The sequence below is a fragment of the Nostoc sp. DSM 114161 genome, from assembly GCF_052692665.1.
On record NZ_CP195141.1, the window covers coordinates 6,468,883 to 6,487,036 of the forward strand.

Genomic DNA, 18,154 nt, shown 5'->3' on the forward strand with positions numbered 1-18,154 from the left:
TTCGCGCATAAGCTCGGCTTTCCTCTTTTTAAATCACAAGTGAAAGATAATAATTAAGCTGGCAGTTAATACACTTTACAATCAGTAAATAGGTGCTTCCTTCTCGATGGTAGAAAAGCTTCAAAACGCCCTGCCATCATACCGTTTTTATCACTTTTCCACAATTTGGGATCTTAGACTCTCGACAAATTTCAGTACTTCGTATTTCTCTGATTGACGAACCTTGTTTTCCTCAAGAGCTAGCGCTACATCGTTATAAAAGGCATTAAATTCACTGTTGGTCAGACCTCCACCAATTCCACTATGAGAAAGCTTCATCGTCCGTCCTGTATAAACACAAGGGCCACCTGCCGCTTGACAGAATTGATCTATTAGCAACTCACGCAACCTCTGTTTTGAGTTGGTACTCAAGCCAATAAAGTATTTACCAATTTGTGGGTCATTAAATACGTATTTTGCAGTATCGTCAATGACGGCTGCGATCGCGTTATAGCCTCCTAGCCTACTATAAAGAGACGTTCCTCCATGGTTAGTAGCTATAGTCATTTCTGCTGCTAATGGTTGTGCTGCTGGTGTTGTTGTGGAATAAGCCAAACTAGGACTTAATCTGAAAATACTCACAACCATAACCGCGATACAAACCAATGTTAACCAGAAAGCTTTTGTAGATAAGCTTCGTATTTTCATTCCTAAGTTCCTCTTTTAATTTTAATGCTGTATGAATACATAAAAGTTTTGAAATTACGCTTGATGTCAATTAGAAAAATTCATTGTTCCATTGGTAACTTAGACTTACCCAAAACCATAATTTTGAGCAACTCTCCGAAATTATTAATGGTTCAACTCTTAATTTACATCAAAGTAATATTTCAATTTTTATATGAAAAGTAGAAATAATTTACTTTGTACGTATTCACATGATTAATATACACCATTTTGAGACAAAAACTCTATAAACAGTTATTTTCAGCAAAATAAAATTAATTTTTTAGAAGAGGCTAGCTCTTTTATTAAAAATAATCTAGACGAGTGTAAATATTGATCTGTGACATAATATAAGAGGCAGGAGCCAGGATGCAAAATGCAAAATGGTTTGAGTTTGTCCAATTTTTCTTAATATAGATACGTTTATTTATACCTACTATTTATTAATTACTTGAATTCACGATAAAACAGGCTAGAACAAGCTGCATTATCCTTATATTTGCTTGATAATCAGGCTATTTATTGCGAAATAATCTAATTAATTTATAATCAGATTTTGACATTTTTACATTGATTTAACCTAAGAGGATGTTTGAAAAGTCGTTTTGAATACTTGAATCGTTGCTAATGGGGAGTAGAGAGTAGGGAGTAGGGAGTAAGGGGAAACGAAAAATAAGTGTTTTGAGTTCCAAATAATTCAGCGCTCTCAAGATAACAAAAGCTGAGAGCGCTAGAAATAAAAGTTAAAAATTTATTGCTTTCATGGCAGAATTGGAAAAAGCATGCTGTGAAACCACAAAAAGAATTACATATTCTTCACGCCAACTCAGTTGATGCACAAAAAAAGGTTTCTTTCCCTACTCTTCACTTTCTTTTACGGATTCTCCCGAATGAAAGTTTCAATTTCATCTAGTTCTTGCCGATCGAGGCGAAATTCCCCAGCGCCGATGATTCCTTCCACCTGTTTTGGATTGCGTCCGCCAACGATCGCCGCAGTCACCGCCGGATTGTTTAAAGTCCAAGCGATCGCCACTTCACCAGGGGAACGGCCGTGTTTTTCACCAATGTGTCGTAACACTTCCACCAGCTTCAGATTCCGAGATAGGCGCGGTTCTTGGAATTCACTGTTTTTCTTACGCCAATCATCATCTGGGAAATTAGCAACCCGCTCAGGCGTCATTTTTCCTGTAAGCAAGCCAGATTGCATCGGCGAATAAACAATTACACCGATATTGTTTTCCTTGCAGAAAGGCAAAATTTCCTTTTCAACATCAGGCTTAACTAGTGAATAAGGCGGTTGCAATGAAGTGACTGGCGCAATCTTCTGGGCGCGTTGTAACTGTTGGACATTGAAATTTGAAACCCCAATATAGCGAACCTTACCTTCATCTTTGAGCTTGGCGAGAGTTGTCCACCCTTCTTCAATTTCTGCATCTGGATTCGGCCAGTGGATTTGGTAAAGATCGATGGTTTCAATATCCAGTCGGCGCAAACTAGCTTCAACCTCCCGCCGTATAGAATCAGCCTTGAGGCTGTTACCTATTTTGCGGTTTTCATCCCAAATCAGCGAGCATTTAGTAAAAATGTAGGGGCGATCGGATCGACCTTTGAGCGCCTTGGCAACAATCTCCTCCGAATGTCCCAGACCATAGACAGCTGCGGTGTCAATCCAGTTCACGCCGAGGTCAAGAGCGCGATTGATGGCTGCGATGGATTCTTCGTCCTCCTGCGCTCCCCAACCAAAAGCCCAGTCACCTCCACCGATCGCCCAAGCACCAAAGCCAATTGGAGTAATGTGAAGCTCTGAATTCCCAAGCTGTTTGGTTTGCATATCTACTTCTCTCCCAGAATTTTTGAGTCAATTCGTAGTGTAGGCTGCCAATATTGTCTCAACTGCTATCTTAGGTATGAATAACTACTAGTGTAAACAGCATAGCTAATCACACTTGTGTAGGATTACTCAATCCTAAATATTGTGTTGAGAACATACTACATATACACTAGAGTGGCTTGAAAATACTAGCAGTTGTCAGCTAAATACAGAGAATAATATGTCAGAAGATTTAAAAGGCAAAATTGCACTTATTACAGGTGCAAACAAAGGTATTGGCTATGAAATTGCACGTCAACTAGGTTCTAGGGGTGCTACCGTTCTTATTGGTGCTAGAGATATCGGACGCGGTGAAGATGCAGCGAATAAACTTCGTTTAAATAATATCGAAGCTAAAGCGGTTCAACTCGATGTAGTAGACCAAAAAACAATCGACTCTGCGGCTCAACAAATCGAGAGCGAATTCGGAAAACTTGATATTTTGGTAAACAATGCTGGGATACTAAGCGATGGCGATCGCCTTCCACCCAGTCAAGTTGATATTCAAACACTGCGACACACTTACGAGACAAACGTCTTTGGAGTATTTGCAGTCACAAAAGCCCTATTGCCACTTTTGAAGAAATCAACAGCAGGGCGAATAGTAAATGTATCAAGTGGCTTAGGTTCTCTGACTCTCAACTTAGATCCAAGTTATGAATTTTTTGATTTTAAGTTTGTTGCTTATAACTCATCAAAAACAGCAGTAAACGCCCTCACAGTTTTATTTGCTGCTGAGTTGAAAGATACCCCCATAAAAGTTAATGCTGCCGACCCTGGTTACACAGCAACCGACATCAATCAAAATCAAGGTCACCGCACCGTCGAACAAGGAGCCACAGCAGCAGTCAGACTCGCTACCCTCCCCGACGATGGTTCTACCGGAGGGTTTTTTGACGAAAATGGCGTGGTTCCGTGGTAATGGGCATTGGGCAAGCAGCAGGCGTGGGAGGTGTGGGAGGTGTGGGAGGTGTGGGAGGTGTGGGAGGTGTGGGAGGAAAGGGAAGAGGCGAAAAAGCCGGAAGTATAAATTTTCTATCCCCCCACACTCCCCACACTCCCCACACTCCCCCATCCCCCCTCTCTCCCCACACTCCCCACACTCCCCACACTCCCCATCTCCCCATGCCCCATGCCCCATGCACACTCAATAAGGATTTGAATCGATCCTTCCCCTTTTAACGCTCCTGAGATAGTATCCAGAAGTTGGTCTGTTTCTCAAGTTGAAGGTGTCGCCACGGGGAACTCTCCAAATTTTATAGTTGGAGCATGTTAAAGGCGATCGCGGTTCGCAGACTTCCGGCATACGATCGCCTAGTACAAAGTATGCTGCACCCCTACCTATAACTTTCACCAGACCGTATTTATCTATAACTACCGACGTACTTTCGCTAACTGCAATACCCAAAACACTATTAGATACACCATCTTTAATTTGACGGGCAATAAAAGCCATAATTCGGCCCATTCGTTCTCGTCTGTCGAAGTGTGTATCTACGATGGTTCCTTTCAAATAACCCCAATTCAAAAAATTGTAAGTAAAAGTAATGTCTCGATAAGGATCTTCGAGTGCATCTCTAGTTTCAATGCCTTTTTCTGAAGAAGCACAAGCATCGTAGACATACTCACTTTGAATCATTGCGCCCGCGCTAGTGCCACCAATACCACCTCCCTTTAGGTAAACTGACTTAACAGCAGCCTCCAACTTGGTGTCTTTCCAACTGCGAACGTATTGACATTGGTCGCCACCAGCAAAGAAAATCACATCAGCATTTCTGACCTTTTCAACAATCTCAGCTTTGTTCGCTTCTTCGCGATTGCTAACAATTAAAGTTTCTACTGAGTTTACGCCTTTCATAGCAGAAATTAGGCGATTGTAATCGTGATTACCATAGGTGCGGATAACGACAACGTTGACTTTGGTGGCGGAGTTAGTACCCCCCCTAACTTCGTTAATCATCCACTGAATAGCATCATCGACATCGGGGCCTCCCCCACCCAAGCTAAGAACCGGGCCAGCCAAGGAAGGAGAACGGACATCAAAAGAGGGCGAGGGGCGAACATCAATAGTGTCGCCTAAGAAATAGCGTTTCCAATTTGCTATAAAACGGGTTATAAGGAGAATTCCCATCTTAAACAACTTGATTGCTCTACTCTTCAAGCGCCTGGGTACGTTTGGGAATGCCTTTGTCATACTAAACTTCTGATGCAGACTCCAATTATTGCTAAGCGGTTACGCATTTGAATTGCTCATTTATTCGTGAATCTTGTCCTTAGCCATTGGTCATTTGTTCTTTATAAACACAAATGACCAATGACATATGACAAAGGACAGTTTGAAGCAATTTAGACGCGCATTAGCTTAACTTTCGCATCAGAGAACGTGAAATTCCAGCGTACACGACTTGTAGTGTTTTTTCACACAAAATAACGCAGAATAATCATTTGTTCTCTAGGTTACTTTATTAAAAGTTCCACATTATTTGTAGCATTTAATTTTCGCCTAATTAAAACCACAATAGATTATGTATTGGTTGTCACCGTCCAGATATTTCCGTAATTGCTAGGAATATTTACCCAATATTCCGAACAACTGGGAACGCCGATTAAATTATTTTGTCCGTGGAATTATTCTTGATAATCGCCAGCAATTGGAAACCATACGCCCTAGATGAAAGGGAAAAAAGGGTTACCGTTGATAACCCTTTTTTACTCTTAAAATAATTATCATTCCTGTAAAAAAACTATTGCTTGTTTTTTTGGAATAATTTATTCTTTGGAAGTTCCTTAGCCTAAAACACTTATTAGACACTCAGGGAATGGTAATAGAAATTTGAGCATAATATCCTGAAATGTTTGGGAAACTGTGAAGCTGAATGCAGTTTCTCTCACCCTTCTCAAGCATTTCACGAATTATTTAGGCATCCTATACTTGTATGGGTGCCTTTGGTGGCGGTGGAACATTCGGGGGTTTAGGCTGAGGCTGTGGTACAAGAAAATATTGACTGGCGTTGTCATTTTTGTACCGCTCCCCATTCACCTTATAATACAATTTGAATCTGACAACTGCTCCCTTAGGAACTGATGCCTGTAATGTCCAAATCTTGGTATCACCATCGGTTTGCTTGGTATCAGTCAGAGGGGTTACTTCTTTTAATGCTTCTTTAGTATTGATAACTCTCCAATTAGCCGACACTTCAGTGATGCTAGGGATGGTACCGACTTCTAGTTCAAAGCGACTGGTAGAACTCGTTAAGCCATTGACAACCTCTGCTTTGCGAACCCAAGCATCATGGTAAGGCCAGCGAAAATGAAAGTGGCGATCGTAATCACTGTCATAGAGAGTTTCATTAGTATTGCGATCGAAATAACTGAACCAGATAATCAATTTTTCAGCATCGCTGGGAATGAATACCTCCTGGAAAAGCATCGATCCCTGACCCGCTACATTAATATGGGGATCGCTAATAATTCCATTGGGAGAGTACAGTTTTTTAGATTCAGTAGGCCCGTTCTCTTGAAACTGAACATGAACGAAAATCGGTTGATTGGGATCGCCATGAACATAGGTTCCATCCTGGGGCACAATCCGAAGCGGATCGTAGCTGATGTGACAATTGACGTTCGGTTTTAAATCGCCAGTGATTAGCTCATGATAGTCAAGAGTAAACGTAATTTGAGCCGGTTTTCCAAGACCAAAACCTGAAAACATAATATACTCCTTGCAAATCTAGTACAGAGTAAGCGGAGATTAATGAGAAAAAGGCAGGTAGTCAAACAAGGAGAACGAGTTAAGAGTTACATACAAACCGCATCTCCTCAGTATCTTCTACTGATACTTAAACTAACTTGCTACAATTATCGCTTCTGATTGCGTATCAAATACCTTAATGAATGTGATGTTAATATCACTATTCCAATAGCAGGCATCAACCGGCGAGGCGGCTAGTAGCGCGGCTAACTGTCCTGGTGTTTTGCCTGGTTGGTTTAGGTAAGGTAGGGCTGTGCTGCCATTAATTGTTACTGCCTTAGCATTCGTTTCCAGGAGAGCAATGTAGTAGAACTTTTCTGGAGGTTGATAGAGATCGTGTTCCCGTTTGAGGGTAATCTGCTTACTTTTATCTGGCTTGCTTTGATGGCTAATCCGGGTTGTGCGATAGGCTGCGGTAGAGGATGCCGCCTCTGTGGTGATGCCATCGTCCTGGTAGAGTAAATAGCTACCGTCAAAACCCGGATAGATATTAATCGTGAGGGGATTTTCGGGCAGTTCGCCTACGTACTGTTCCAGTTCCCGCATTGGAAGGATAGCTCCAGCACGCACATAAATAGGAACCAGTGAGAGATCCGCATAGTAGTTGTCAATTACAGTTCCGCCATTAACTGGAGGTTCCAGACGTGACTGATTATTTTTAAAGGAGTACCATTGGCTAGAAGCGGGCAGATAGATCTTGCGAACGGTTCCATTCTGAGCATTGAAAGGAGTCACAATCGGAGCAATGAGTAAGTCTTTACCCAGGAAGAATTCGTCGTCAACGAAGTATCGTTTTCCAAAAATACCCTGAGCATCGGAAAAGCCATAAATTCCTGAATCTGTTGGCTCATTCAAGAATAAGGCACGGGCGATCGGCATTCCTGTTTGCGTCCATTCATACATCGCATCGTAGAAAACCTGGAGAAGGCGATAGCGTAACTCCACATACTTCCGACAGTTGGTAATAACAGGTTCACCATAGGCGTATACTTCCTGAAACTGTTTGGTATATCCATTGTAGTGATTGCGATACCAGGGAAGGAATGCCCCCAAGTGCATCCATCGGGTCAATAGTTCTGGACTTGTAACCTGTCCGATTACTTTACCACCTTGCACTTGTGGATTCCCTGGTGGCGAAGATCCGTTACCATTTTCAAACTGGTTGCCCTCTGCAAAACCACCAATGTCACATCCGGAAATCGGAACCCCCGATAAACCAATATTCAGTACTTCGGGAATATTAATTTGTAAAAACTGCCAGCTCGATCCAGAATCGCCCGTCCATAATCCTGCATAACGCTGCATTCCAGCATAACCACCACGGGAAATAATGAAATTACGCTTATCAGGACGCAGTTTATCCACTCCCTCGAATGTGGATTTTAGAAGATTGAGAGCATAGGCATTGTGGATGACTCCGTGAGGGACGTATTTCTCACCGTTAAATTGCAGCAAATTAAGAGGAAATGTTTTGTTAGGATATCTGGGATCGTCTCCCTTTTGAGCAGGATCGGTCATATCCTGCCAAATCATATCCATACCCAAATCCTCGATCAAATGCCTGTATTGTTCGCCCCAGACTTGCTGTACTTCTGGCAGTTCAAAATTGGGATAATATCCCGGAGCCCCCAGAGGTGTAATTCCTTTGTCATTGGGAAGTCTTCCAGGGGAAGGAAATGGGTTACTGCCAAGATTCTCTCCATAGCCAACCTCACCAATATAGAGGTTAACTTCACTGTCACTAGGAAAGGGATCTCCAGCTCGCAGGTCGTAAAGTAAGCCTCCCGCTGTTGCGATCGCATTTAGTTGTTCGTAGGGAGTAACTTCACTATTCTGATCGAGCGGATTCAAGGTCAATAAAGGCGTAATATTGGTGCTGCATTTAAAGCCCATGCTATGCAAGCTATCAAACATCTCCCTGGCATTGGGAAATTTCAGTTCGCTGTGGGTAAATGTGCGGTAATTGTCCTGAAAGTCAACATCAATGTGCAAGCCATCGATAGGAATGCGGGCTGCTCGGTAAGAGTTAGCAACGATCGAAAGTAGATAGCGACTGTAATAGCCATAGCCTCCTTGATGAAAACCGAAAACGTATTTTGGAGGCATGGGGGAACGACCAGTCAAGGTAGTATATTGTTGTAGAACTTCAGCAGTACGATCCCCTGCCATGAAGTAATAATTCATCTCGCCATAGAGGGCACCAAAGTAATACTTGCCCCTCATGTCAGAGTAATCGTTTGTGCCAATGTTAATGAACGCCTGTGAAGGGTTATCAAAAAATATGCCGTAGCTGTAGGGCGAGCCTGCGTAATCCCCTTCTGGATTAAGGTTATTCTCAATCAAAAACGGAATCGATGCATAAAGCGGGACGCTGGGGTTGAGTGGTCCAGGATTGTTTGCTCCTCCCCCATACTTAAAATTATCGTAATTAAAATACGTGAGAGTGAACTCATTCTTGAGCAAATTGATTCCCGCTTTTTCCCCTAGCCCACAATATTTTGCGGTAGATGGATAAACCTTAAAATTGGTAATGACTTTTTGTCCAGCAAGGTAGACAAGATTATAGTCTGGTTGATCCTGGTGAATTAGCTGAGTACCCCGGTAGACCAAGATTGCGTAGGGCTTTTTCTGGATCTTTACTGTTAAAACTTCAGTTTTAACAATCAATGCTTCGTCTGAATCTTGCACCGTGAGACTGAGTTGCTGGTTTGCATCCTGCTCTTCCTTTGAACGCAGGTCTTGAGTGACAACGGCATAGGACTTATCCTGGCTGTAATCAAAACCTGGGTCAGGGCTGAAGCGTACCCGGAAAGCAGTTTTGGAGAGGAAAGAGATGACAGGCCCCGGACGAGTCGCTGTTTTTAGAGCAAAGGTGTTGCCGTTTTGGCTGTAAGTGACAATATCACCGATGGTTTGCCAACGTTGAGCAGGATCGCTAGGGTTTGCTGGGTTAGGCGTGAACTCGTTGGTCTTGACGAACTTGTACGATGTATCTGGCATAGTTGCCTCCAAATTCAAGCACGATGGTTGACTGTGGAATAGGAATGCACGGTTCAAGAAGTTTTGACAATCTCCTTGAGAATCCGTTGTCTGATAGCAACGACATTGAGCCTTTGGTTTAGCATTTCTCAACCCCGTTGCAGGCTTAATGTGCGGCTGTGGCTAATGGATTACCCGGTATCTCGTTTGGCTTGACCACATTGACTAACTGCATCATACCTGCATCTTCATGGTCAAGAATATGGCAGTGCAGCACAAACTGACCATCAAAATCGGTGTAGCGAGTACGCACCTTTTCAGGTTTACCTTGCACTACCAGTAAAGTATCCCGCCAAATAGTTTCCTTCTTACCATCGGGGCCTAAACGTGTATGTTGAAAGGGATTGATATGGATGTGGAATGGATGTCCTGGAACGGATGCTGGTGTTTTACCAACCGCTAAACTCCATTCTTCTGTTTTACCCAGTTCTAGAAATCGAGTTCGCCTTTTGGGATCGTCAAAGGGGGTGTCATTAACATCAAAAACAACAGATTGAATCTCTCCCGAACAATCTGTAGAGGGTATACAAAACAGATTGAAGACGACATTCTGGTTTCCTTTGACCTCCTGGGTTGTAATCTCTGGAGGCACTTCTGCCACTTTGACTGCTGCCAACTCTGCTTCGCTCGGTAATGGCATTGTGACTGGATCTCCCTTCACTTCTACCGTAGCCAGAAGATGACCATATTTTTCTGCTCCGGTTAAACCCATCGGTGATGGTAAATCCACAAGCTGATAGTCTCCTGGCTCATCGATCTTCACTAGCAAATCACTGCGATACCCTGGTTGAAGTTCGACGGTATCCCAAGAATCTAAATGCCCTAACGGAATGCCATCAACAGCAATTTCATTCAGCTTAATCAACTTGTCCGAACTGACTGGATGAATCGTTGTCTCACCCTTATCCGTTATGTCACCCTCATCTAATACTTGTCTTCCTTGCTGTAATTGAACGTCGATGGTTTCGCGGATACCTGCGTGGATAAATCGCCAGTGCTGCACTTCTCCGGGGCGCATAGCGATCTTTGGAGCAAGTTGGCCATTCACTGTGATTTGTCTGCCAGTTTTTTGCCATGCCTCTGGGCCGAACCGCCCATAATCCCTGATTCTGCCATCCTCACCATAACTAATCTGCTGAAACACAAATATCTTTTCCTGAGCAGGGGCGATCTCTGGCAATCGATCGAGTTCTCCTTCAACAATTAATGCTCCTGCCATACCGCTAGAAACCTGCATTGCAGTGGAGTGGTGCAAATGGGGATGATACCAGTTGGTTCCTCCGGGATGTACATCCGGGAGTTGTATGGCAATGTCATAGGATTTCCCTGGAACCATTTGCTTCAATACATTGTCACTATTGCCCTTGGGAGACACATGCAAACCGTGAGTATGAAGATTGGTTACGTTGTAGGTTCCACGTAATTGAGTCGAATCATTAAGACCTAAATTTGCAGTATCGGTTGGCAATTTTGACAAACTATTCTTCAATGCGATCTGAATCGAATCTCCTTTCTTCACCCGCAGGGTTGGGCCTACCAACTTGCCATTGTAAGAACGAAGATCGACATCACATCCTGCGATCTTGTTTTGCCCATACTTTACTTCCAGCACGGTTTTCAGAACTCCATTGCTAGAAGTTACTTCGTCTGGATTCTGAAAATCAGCACCTGCATACTGACGAATATCAATCGTGCCAGGCCCTTCCTTACAGGCTGGAGAAGGAATTCCATTCGATGGAGCTGATTGAGCCTTAGCGTGTAAGCTTTCTCCGGGAAATAGAACGAGGGCAACCACTATTGCAAGGGTGCATAGGGTTTTTAAGACAAACTTATTCATGGATCGAATCCTTGTCTTCAAACATCATTAGTTCGTCAAGAGTATCTAGATTGATGCGAGATGATTGAGAATGGAACTGTTTTATGCACCTATGGGTCTTCCCAAAATTTGAATTTCCATAGGCTTCACTATTACCGGAAGTACACGAACTGGACCTGTGGAAGTTCCACCGTCTACCTCCTTGATTGTTAGTCCTGGGCCTCTTGTTTGAACTACTTCTGGCTCAATGGGATCTGATTTATTGCTGAATAAAACCTTGAGGGTTTGACCATCAGAATTGATATCAGAGTCAATAATTACAAACCCAGCAAACTGAAAACTTCTACTGGTGTTAGCAACAACAACAACTTCGCGATCGTTTAAGATGCGCGAGAATGCTAGCACACCCGACCGATAGGGAGAGATACCAAAATTGAATCCATCTCCAGAGATCTGGCGGAAGTAAAATCGTCCATATCGCAGGGGTGGCTGTTCGCTGCGAAGTTTACTAATCTGTTGAATCGTTGTATAGAAAGGATGGGTTAAATCAAAAGGATTTGGTTTTCCCCAAAGAGCCTCACGGATACTTCGATCGCTATTATTGAACTGATTGCCGTGTAGTCCCTGCTCGGTGCCGTAATATAGAGAGGGAATACCAGGCAGGCAGAACAAACAGGCAAATCCCATCGTTGCTTGCTCGTCAAATTGATGGGGATTACTTTCAGAACTATAGTAGAAACGTTGCCGTTGATCGTGATTATCTAAGAAAGTAACAAAGAATCTAGTTGCCTCCCCGTGGGAACTGATAATGTTCCTCTCTATGTCCTTGCGCTGTTGATACATATTCACAACATCGCTAGGTGGTGATAATCCCTTAAGAACATTGGGAAGCTTGAAAAATAATGGGTAATCAAGGGCGGCATCTACCCCAACCAGATCCCCTGAACTGGATACGTTGCGACCAATAAATTGAGCAATTTTCTCTTCGTTGTCATAAACTTCGCCAAAGGTAAAGAAATTCTTTTTGCCCATACTTAAAGCAAATTCGCGGATAGCATTGCCGAACCTTAAAGCAAAGTTTGGGTCTAAAAATTTCAGCGTATCGATCCGAAATCCATCAATGTCATATTTTGCAATCAGGTATTGGAAGCAGCGAATTAAGACATTTCCTAGTTCATAGTTACTAGTTAGAAGTTGTTTCAAGGAACCAAAATCGCCGATTGTTTCTGAACCACCCGGTTTGGCTTGTCCCTGCCGTCGAAAGAAGGCATTACGTCGAAGCTCGTCTGGAAAAACAACTGCATCCAGATCGGGATTGTGAATATCTTCTTCACTTTTCCAATTAGATTGGGCATTCCCCTTCTCATCCCGCCAGCTTACTGGATAAGGCATATCGCTATAGTTCGCCTCCGATCCAGATGGGTAGGCAAAAACATCTCCGGTATGATTTAGAACAATATCAAAGATGATGTAGATGCCTCTGGAATGAGCTTCCTGAATAAAATCTTGTAAAACCTGGTCAACGTCCTCCCCTGAATTGGAATTAAAACGCGGATCGATTTCTAGAAAGTTTTGGATACCGTAGCCATGATAAGTTCCTTCGCTGGGGGCACCATTCAATAACTGGCAGTTTTTTAATACCGGGGTCAACCATATTGCCCCTACTCCCAAACTCTTGAGGTAATCTAGCTGCTGCTGGATTCCTTGAATTGTCCCGCCCTGAAAACCGTCAAAATCCTCATTGTAAGGCGCTTTAGGCAACGTTACAGGATTATTAAATCGATCGACCATAAGGAGATAAATCCAATGGTCGCGCCAGTCAATCGGAGATGGAGTTACCTCTTTTCCTGGAATAAGTTGACGAACCCGATCCAATTCACCCTGAACTTCTAAACTTCTAGTTGAACGAGGCATAAATTTTAAAACTAAGTAGGTAAATGGCGAAAGACAAAACTACTTAACCCTTGATTAAAAGCTCTTGGTGTTCTGAAATTTACATTGCTCATTTAATTTGATACTGCAAAGATATTAACTAGTAAAGATAAACATAAACTTAACTGTATGAATCAAGTTCAAGATAGTTGAAAAGCTTTTGAATCCTGCTCCCTCCATCCTGCCTTATTCTAATTACAGTTATTTATGTCGGTCTACTTAATATACTTACCTGCTAGTTTTATGTGTTTTACTTGTACAAATTGCTAGAGCAGTATTTAGGAGTATGTTAGCAGGATTAGTCTATTTATGGTAGTAGATTATGTGAAGAAAATAGAAGTTTTTGGGCAAAAAAGCTTGATTTACTAAAAATCATTGATTTTACAATTCAAAGCAATTCCTAGCTGATATTTGCTTTTTAAAAAGAGAAATATATGTTTACACTTCTATCCTGGAAGAATCTCAGATGACTAGGAAGTGCCACACTATCTCCGCACAAAAACTACAGCAGTTTGCAAGTGAATGAGGTAGAGAATCAATAACTCACAAATCAAATTATTCTGCCTTCTGCCTCAAAACAAGTGACTTTGTACTTCATGCAAAAGAAAATCCTTGATGAATTAGCTTTTTTACTAGTTTTACCGATTAGGGAATTGAAAAAATCTCATCCCCAACAAAATTAAATTTGCACTACTCCAGAAATTGGGGTAGTGCCTGTTGTAGATTTATCAAGGGTTAATTGAGGATTTATGCAAATTCAGAGAAAATTTACCAAGGAATTTGCGATCGCTCTTGCACAACTCGCTGATACACTTGTTCGGTTTGCTTGGCTAATTTCGGCCAGCTAAAGCGCCTTTCTAAATCTTCATAAGCATTATCCACCAGCCATTGTCGATAATCTGGATTTCTCAACACCTCTAAAATTCCCCAGGCCAAAGAATCGGCGTTATTTACCCAAGTCACGATACCTGTTTTGGTATGCTGTACTACTTCCGGAAACCCGCCTGTATCAGAAACAACTACCGGTACGCGAGAAGCAAAGCTTTCTAATGCCACAATTCCAAAGGGTTCGTAAAGGCTGGGAAATACGGCACAATCAGCAACAGTTTGAAATTTATCTAAGTATTCATCGGAGAGAAAACCAGTAAAATAGCATTGCTGCCAAATTCCCAAATCCCAGGCTTGGCGTTTGAGATGGTCAGTATTTCCACCACCAACGATGACAAATTTCACTTTACCACCCATTTCCCAAAGAATTTTGGGTGCAGCATTGAGCAATATAGGTATACCCTTTTCATAGGTCATGCGACCGAGGTAGTAAACAATTTTCTCATCGTCGCTGGCAAATTGGCGGCGAAAATCCAGAGCGTGGAAATCTTCGTGGTGTCGTTTTTTTTCCGCTCGGATACCGTTATAAATAACATCGATTTTGTCCCAAGGAGTATGTAGCGCTCGTTCTACTTCCCGTCGCATATAGTCGCTACAAACAATAATCCGCCAAGCGTTATAAGCAAGTATTGTTTCTTTACCGTTAATATAACGTTGTGTATCGGTATGGATACCGTTATAACGCCCGTATTCCGTAGCGTGAATTGTGGCAATTAGTGGTATTTTAAAATTATGCTTGAGAGCGATCGCTGCGTCTCCAACTAACCAATCATGGGCATGAATTAAATCAAACGGGCCTTCTTCCAAAATTAACTTACCGCCATGATGCCCCATACTTTCGTTGAGATTTGCCACCCAGTGGAAAAAGTCATTGCTATGTCCCACTGGCACGCGATGTATTTTTACTCCCTCGACTACCTCGTACATCGATGCCTGGCCAAACTCCACTGTAATTAAATGGACTTCATACCCTAACTTGACCATTTCCGGGTACAACTCAGCTACATGACGTGCAATTCCTCCAACTATCCTGGGTGGAAACTCCCAACTCAGTACCAGTATCTTCATCTGCTAGATTCCCCAAGACTTTACAAATATCTCAAAAACTAGATTTATCTAAAAATACAAGTCTGCCAATCTAATTGAGTGCATTTACTCATACTTTTAGATTTTTTAATAGTTATTTTGTTAAAGCTTATCAAAGGATAGGAACTATGGGGTATGGGGAATGGGGCAGGGGGCAGGAGGTAGGGGGCAGGGGAAAAGGTTAAAGGGAAAAGGGAAAAGGAATAAATAATTTAATCTTTCCCCTTTTCCCCTTACCCCTTCCCCTTTCCCCTTTTCCCCTTTCCCCTTTCCCCTTCCCCTTTCCCCTTTTCCCCTTTCCCCTTTCCCCTTTCCCCTTTCCCCTTTTCCCCTTTCCCCATGCCCACTAAAGACGCGAACAACAAACAGCACGAACCCGATCGCGTCCCTCTTGTTTGGCTATATAAAGTGCTTTGTCGGCTTCATTAATCAAGTCTTGTGGCGACATTTCGTTATTTGGCACAATGCTGACTACGCCGAGACTAACGGTTACATAGTTGCACGCGCTAGATTGAGCATGGGGAATCGCTAAGTCGCGTACTGCTTGTCGAATTGCTTGAGCTAGATGAATTGCGCCCACGATCTCTGTATTCGGCAAAATCACAGCAAATTCTTCTCCACCATAACGGGCTACTAAATCCGCAGGGCGCTTAATAATACTTAAGAGCGTACTGGCAAGTTTTTGTAAACAATTATCTCCTGCTAAATGACCATAGGTGTCATTATAGGGTTTAAAAAAATCAACATCGAATAAAATTAATGACAAAGGTACTTTCTCGCGTTTGAGTCGATCCCATTCGGTTTCGAGATATTCATCAAATCTGCGGCGATTGGCTATTTGAGTCAAGCCATCTAAGGTAGCTAATCTTTGTAATTCTTCGTTGGCGGCTTGTAGCTGCTGGTAAAGTACTGATTGATGAATAGCGATCGCAACTTGAGAAGCTAATTGCTGCAACAAATTAACTTCAAATGGCTGCCAGTTACGAGGCGTGGCAGACTGATAAGTAATCAGTAAACCCCACAAATGCTGCCCATTCAAAATCGGCACCACCATTGCAGCCTTTACCTGATAAAGTTGCAATAACTCAAAAACATGGGCTGAAAAATTAGACTGCTGAATATCATTTAAAATTGTGGGTAATCCCTGATAATAATGGCTAAAATCTTCTGTAATGCAAAATGGCAAAATTGTATGTCTTAATTGCTGAGGATAACCATCAGCCAGAGATGCCGCTGCAAAATAACCACTACCGTCAGCTGCTAACTGGTAAATAGCTACACAATCTGAACGCAAACATTCTCGAATACTATTTACAGTTGTATTTAAAACATCTTCTAAATTAAGCGATCGCCGAATTTGTTGAGTTACTTCAGTAATTAGCCTTTCCCCTGTTGCTTGTTGTCGCAGGACTTCTTCGGCTTGCTTGCGAGTGCTAATATCTTCTACTGAACCAAGAATCTGCGTTGGAGTACCGTTAGCATCTCTGGCAAATACAACTTCTCGTGTATTCAGCCAACGCCACTCACCATTTTTGTGTCGAAATCGATATTCGGTGGACATAACTTCATTGTCCTTGAGGTTGGTGAAGCGACCTGCTACGTCATAGCACAAGTGTCGGTCGTCTGGATGAAAACAATTTACGAACCATTGCGGATCTGCTTGACAAAATTCTTCTGGAGAATAGCCTAAAATTTTCAAACTTTGCTGATTAAGATAAATGCTGGTTCCTTGTAACAGGTCAAATAAATATAAAATATGCGGTACAGTATTAGCAACCTTTTCGAGAAAGTCTTGACTTGAGCGCAATGCTTCTTCAGCTTTGTGGCGTTCGCGCAAGGCGGCTTTCCATTCACTAATATCTCGTCCCTCGGAAATTATTACTGTCACGCGTCCTGTTTCATCAAGTATGGGACGTAGTGAAAAATCAATAGTAATAACTCGATTGTCTCGGCCCCAAATTTCAACTTCATAGCGAATAAATTCACCATTGGCAGCGGTGGCGATCGCACTTTTTAATTGTGCTTGTGTATCTGAAGAAATTGTCCACCATTTTGCTTCCCAAAATAATTGGCCGACGACTTCTTCTCGTCTAATTCCAGCAAAATCCAGTGCTGTTTGATTGACTTCTAAGACAATTCCATTGGTCTCAAGCAATCCCATAAACTCTATAGTTTGATTGAAGAGGGCACGGAATTTTTGCTCATTTTTACTTAAAGCCTGTTCTGCGAGTTTGCGATCGGTAATATCTCGTCCTACCGATTGCAGTTCTACAAGATTACCTTGATTATCAAATATACCTCGAACATTCCACTGCGCCCAACGTATTTCTTGGCAAGCTATAACCCGATTTTCAAAAGTGACAACAGGATTTTCTACGCTGATGGAATTGACTAAACTAAACACATATTCTTTATCTTCTTTAAACACAATCGGTTCGTAATGCTGCCCGATAATTTGTTCTCGTTTGAGTCCAAAAAATCTACAGAAAGCTTCGTTAACGAAGGTAACAGTGCCATCAGGTAAGCCTCTAGCAATCAGTTCGGTTTGGTCTTCGAGAATGGCACGATAACGAGCTTCGCTTTGGTGTAGTGCTGCTTCTATTTGTTTGCGTTCGCTGATATCAAACACTAAACCCTGAAGTACTTGAGTTTGTCCATCAGCACAGACAATGAGATTGGCTTGGTTTCGTACCCAAATTATTCTACCGTCGTGCCTAATCATTCGATACTCAATGCACAGGGTTTCTCCGGTGGAGATTGTAGTATTTACAGCTTGCCAAAGGCGATGGCGATCGTCTGGATGAGTGTAATCTAACCAACTATTGAAGAAACCAGGGTTCCAATCTTCAGGGGCTAGGCCTAATAATTCTTGCAGTTGCGGACTAATATAAGCAACTTTGGTATTAGTATTGAGCGGTGAAATGTAAACAACGCCCGGAATCTGTTCTACTAGGGTGCGGTACATTTGCTCTGCCTCAGAGACTTTTTCGTCCGCCTGCTTATGACTCATAATGTTTTGAATTTCTACAATAAAGTATAATTGCCAATGTTAGAAATCCTGCATTAA

General features: G+C 42.4%; 11 protein-coding genes. 2 read left to right on the forward strand and 9 right to left on the reverse strand.

Annotation, left to right across the window (positions count from 1 at the left end):
- Positions 1 to 150 precede the first annotated feature (150 nt).
- Together NSTC745_RS27280 and NSTC745_RS27285 are read right to left on the reverse strand one after the other, a co-directional pair.
- Positions 151 to 687, reverse strand: a complete 537-nt coding sequence (locus NSTC745_RS27280) for a group I truncated hemoglobin (RefSeq protein ID WP_445633779.1) — start codon at positions 685 to 687, stop codon at positions 151 to 153.
- A gap of 892 nt (positions 688 to 1,579) precedes the next feature.
- A complete protein-coding gene (locus tag NSTC745_RS27285; RefSeq protein WP_445633780.1) occupies positions 1,580 to 2,536 on the reverse strand; it encodes an aldo/keto reductase in 957 nt (318 codons plus the stop codon).
- A gap of 220 nt (positions 2,537 to 2,756) precedes the next feature.
- On the opposite strand from NSTC745_RS27285, the gene NSTC745_RS27290 reads away from it, so the two are divergent.
- Positions 2,757 to 3,497, forward strand: a complete 741-nt coding sequence (locus tag NSTC745_RS27290) for an SDR family oxidoreductase (RefSeq protein WP_445633781.1) — start codon at positions 2,757 to 2,759, stop codon at positions 3,495 to 3,497.
- Positions 3,497 to 3,757, forward strand: a complete 261-nt coding sequence (locus NSTC745_RS27295) for a hypothetical protein (protein WP_445633782.1) — start codon at positions 3,497 to 3,499, stop codon at positions 3,755 to 3,757. The genes NSTC745_RS27290 and NSTC745_RS27295 overlap by 1 nt, the downstream gene beginning before the upstream one ends.
- Here NSTC745_RS27295 and NSTC745_RS27300 read toward each other — a convergent pair.
- The 7 genes from NSTC745_RS27300 to NSTC745_RS27330 all read right to left on the reverse strand — a co-directional run bounded on the left by NSTC745_RS27300 (position 3,723) and on the right by NSTC745_RS27330 (position 18,097).
- Positions 3,723 to 4,769 carry a cyanophycinase gene (locus NSTC745_RS27300; protein WP_445633783.1) on the reverse strand — a complete coding sequence of 349 codons (1,047 nt, stop codon included), beginning with the start codon at positions 4,767 to 4,769 and terminating at the stop codon, positions 3,723 to 3,725. The two genes, NSTC745_RS27295 and NSTC745_RS27300, sit on opposite strands and share 35 nt — an antisense overlap.
- A 732-nt stretch (positions 4,770 to 5,501) precedes the next feature.
- A complete protein-coding gene (locus NSTC745_RS27305) occupies positions 5,502 to 6,287 on the reverse strand; it encodes a DUF6209 family protein (RefSeq protein ID WP_445633784.1) in 786 nt (261 codons plus the stop codon).
- A 132-nt stretch (positions 6,288 to 6,419) separates the two neighbouring features.
- Positions 6,420 to 9,326: a TIM-barrel domain-containing protein gene (locus tag NSTC745_RS27310; protein WP_445633785.1), complete on the reverse strand. Its 2,907-nt coding sequence runs from the start codon at positions 9,324 to 9,326 to the stop codon at positions 6,420 to 6,422.
- Positions 9,327 to 9,471: 145 nt separating this feature from the next.
- The gene (locus tag NSTC745_RS27315) at positions 9,472 to 11,202 is read right to left on the reverse strand and encodes a multicopper oxidase family protein (protein WP_445633786.1); all 1,731 of its coding nucleotides are present in this window, start codon (positions 11,200 to 11,202) and stop codon (positions 9,472 to 9,474) included.
- 81 nt (positions 11,203 to 11,283) lie between these two features.
- Positions 11,284 to 13,095, reverse strand: coding sequence for an alpha-amylase family glycosyl hydrolase (locus NSTC745_RS27320; RefSeq protein ID WP_445633787.1), 1,812 nt, complete (start codon positions 13,093 to 13,095; stop codon positions 11,284 to 11,286).
- A 786-nt stretch (positions 13,096 to 13,881) separates the two neighbouring features.
- Positions 13,882 to 15,069 (reverse strand): glycosyltransferase family 4 protein, encoded by a 1,188-nt coding sequence (locus NSTC745_RS27325; RefSeq protein WP_445633788.1) that lies wholly within the window; start codon positions 15,067 to 15,069, stop codon positions 13,882 to 13,884.
- A gap of 364 nt (positions 15,070 to 15,433) precedes the next feature.
- Complete coding sequence (locus tag NSTC745_RS27330; protein ID WP_445633789.1) at positions 15,434 to 18,097, reverse strand: PAS domain S-box protein; 2,664 nt, start codon at positions 18,095 to 18,097, stop codon at positions 15,434 to 15,436.
- Positions 18,098 to 18,154: the final 57 nt, after the last annotated feature.

Excerpts from the sequence above, each read along its gene's own strand:
- NSTC745_RS27280 (WP_445633779.1), bottom strand. The coding sequence starts at position 687 with ATGAAAATACGAAGCTTATCTACAAAAGCTTTCTGGTTAACATTGGTT.
- NSTC745_RS27285 (WP_445633780.1), bottom strand. The coding sequence starts at position 2,536 with ATGCAAACCAAACAGCTTGGGAATTCAGAGCTTCACATTACTCCAATT.
- NSTC745_RS27290 (WP_445633781.1), top strand. The coding sequence starts at position 2,757 with ATGTCAGAAGATTTAAAAGGCAAAATTGCACTTATTACAGGTGCAAAC.
- NSTC745_RS27295 (WP_445633782.1), top strand. The coding sequence starts at position 3,497 with ATGGGCATTGGGCAAGCAGCAGGCGTGGGAGGTGTGGGAGGTGTGGGA.
- NSTC745_RS27300 (WP_445633783.1), bottom strand. The coding sequence starts at position 4,769 with ATGACAAAGGCATTCCCAAACGTACCCAGGCGCTTGAAGAGTAGAGCA.
- NSTC745_RS27305 (WP_445633784.1), bottom strand. The coding sequence starts at position 6,287 with ATGTTTTCAGGTTTTGGTCTTGGAAAACCGGCTCAAATTACGTTTACT.
- NSTC745_RS27310 (WP_445633785.1), bottom strand. The coding sequence starts at position 9,326 with ATGCCAGATACATCGTACAAGTTCGTCAAGACCAACGAGTTCACGCCT.
- NSTC745_RS27315 (WP_445633786.1), bottom strand. The coding sequence starts at position 11,202 with ATGAATAAGTTTGTCTTAAAAACCCTATGCACCCTTGCAATAGTGGTT.
- NSTC745_RS27320 (WP_445633787.1), bottom strand. The coding sequence starts at position 13,095 with ATGCCTCGTTCAACTAGAAGTTTAGAAGTTCAGGGTGAATTGGATCGG.
- NSTC745_RS27325 (WP_445633788.1), bottom strand. The coding sequence starts at position 15,069 with ATGAAGATACTGGTACTGAGTTGGGAGTTTCCACCCAGGATAGTTGGA.
- NSTC745_RS27330 (WP_445633789.1), bottom strand. The coding sequence starts at position 18,097 with ATGAGTCATAAGCAGGCGGACGAAAAAGTCTCTGAGGCAGAGCAAATG.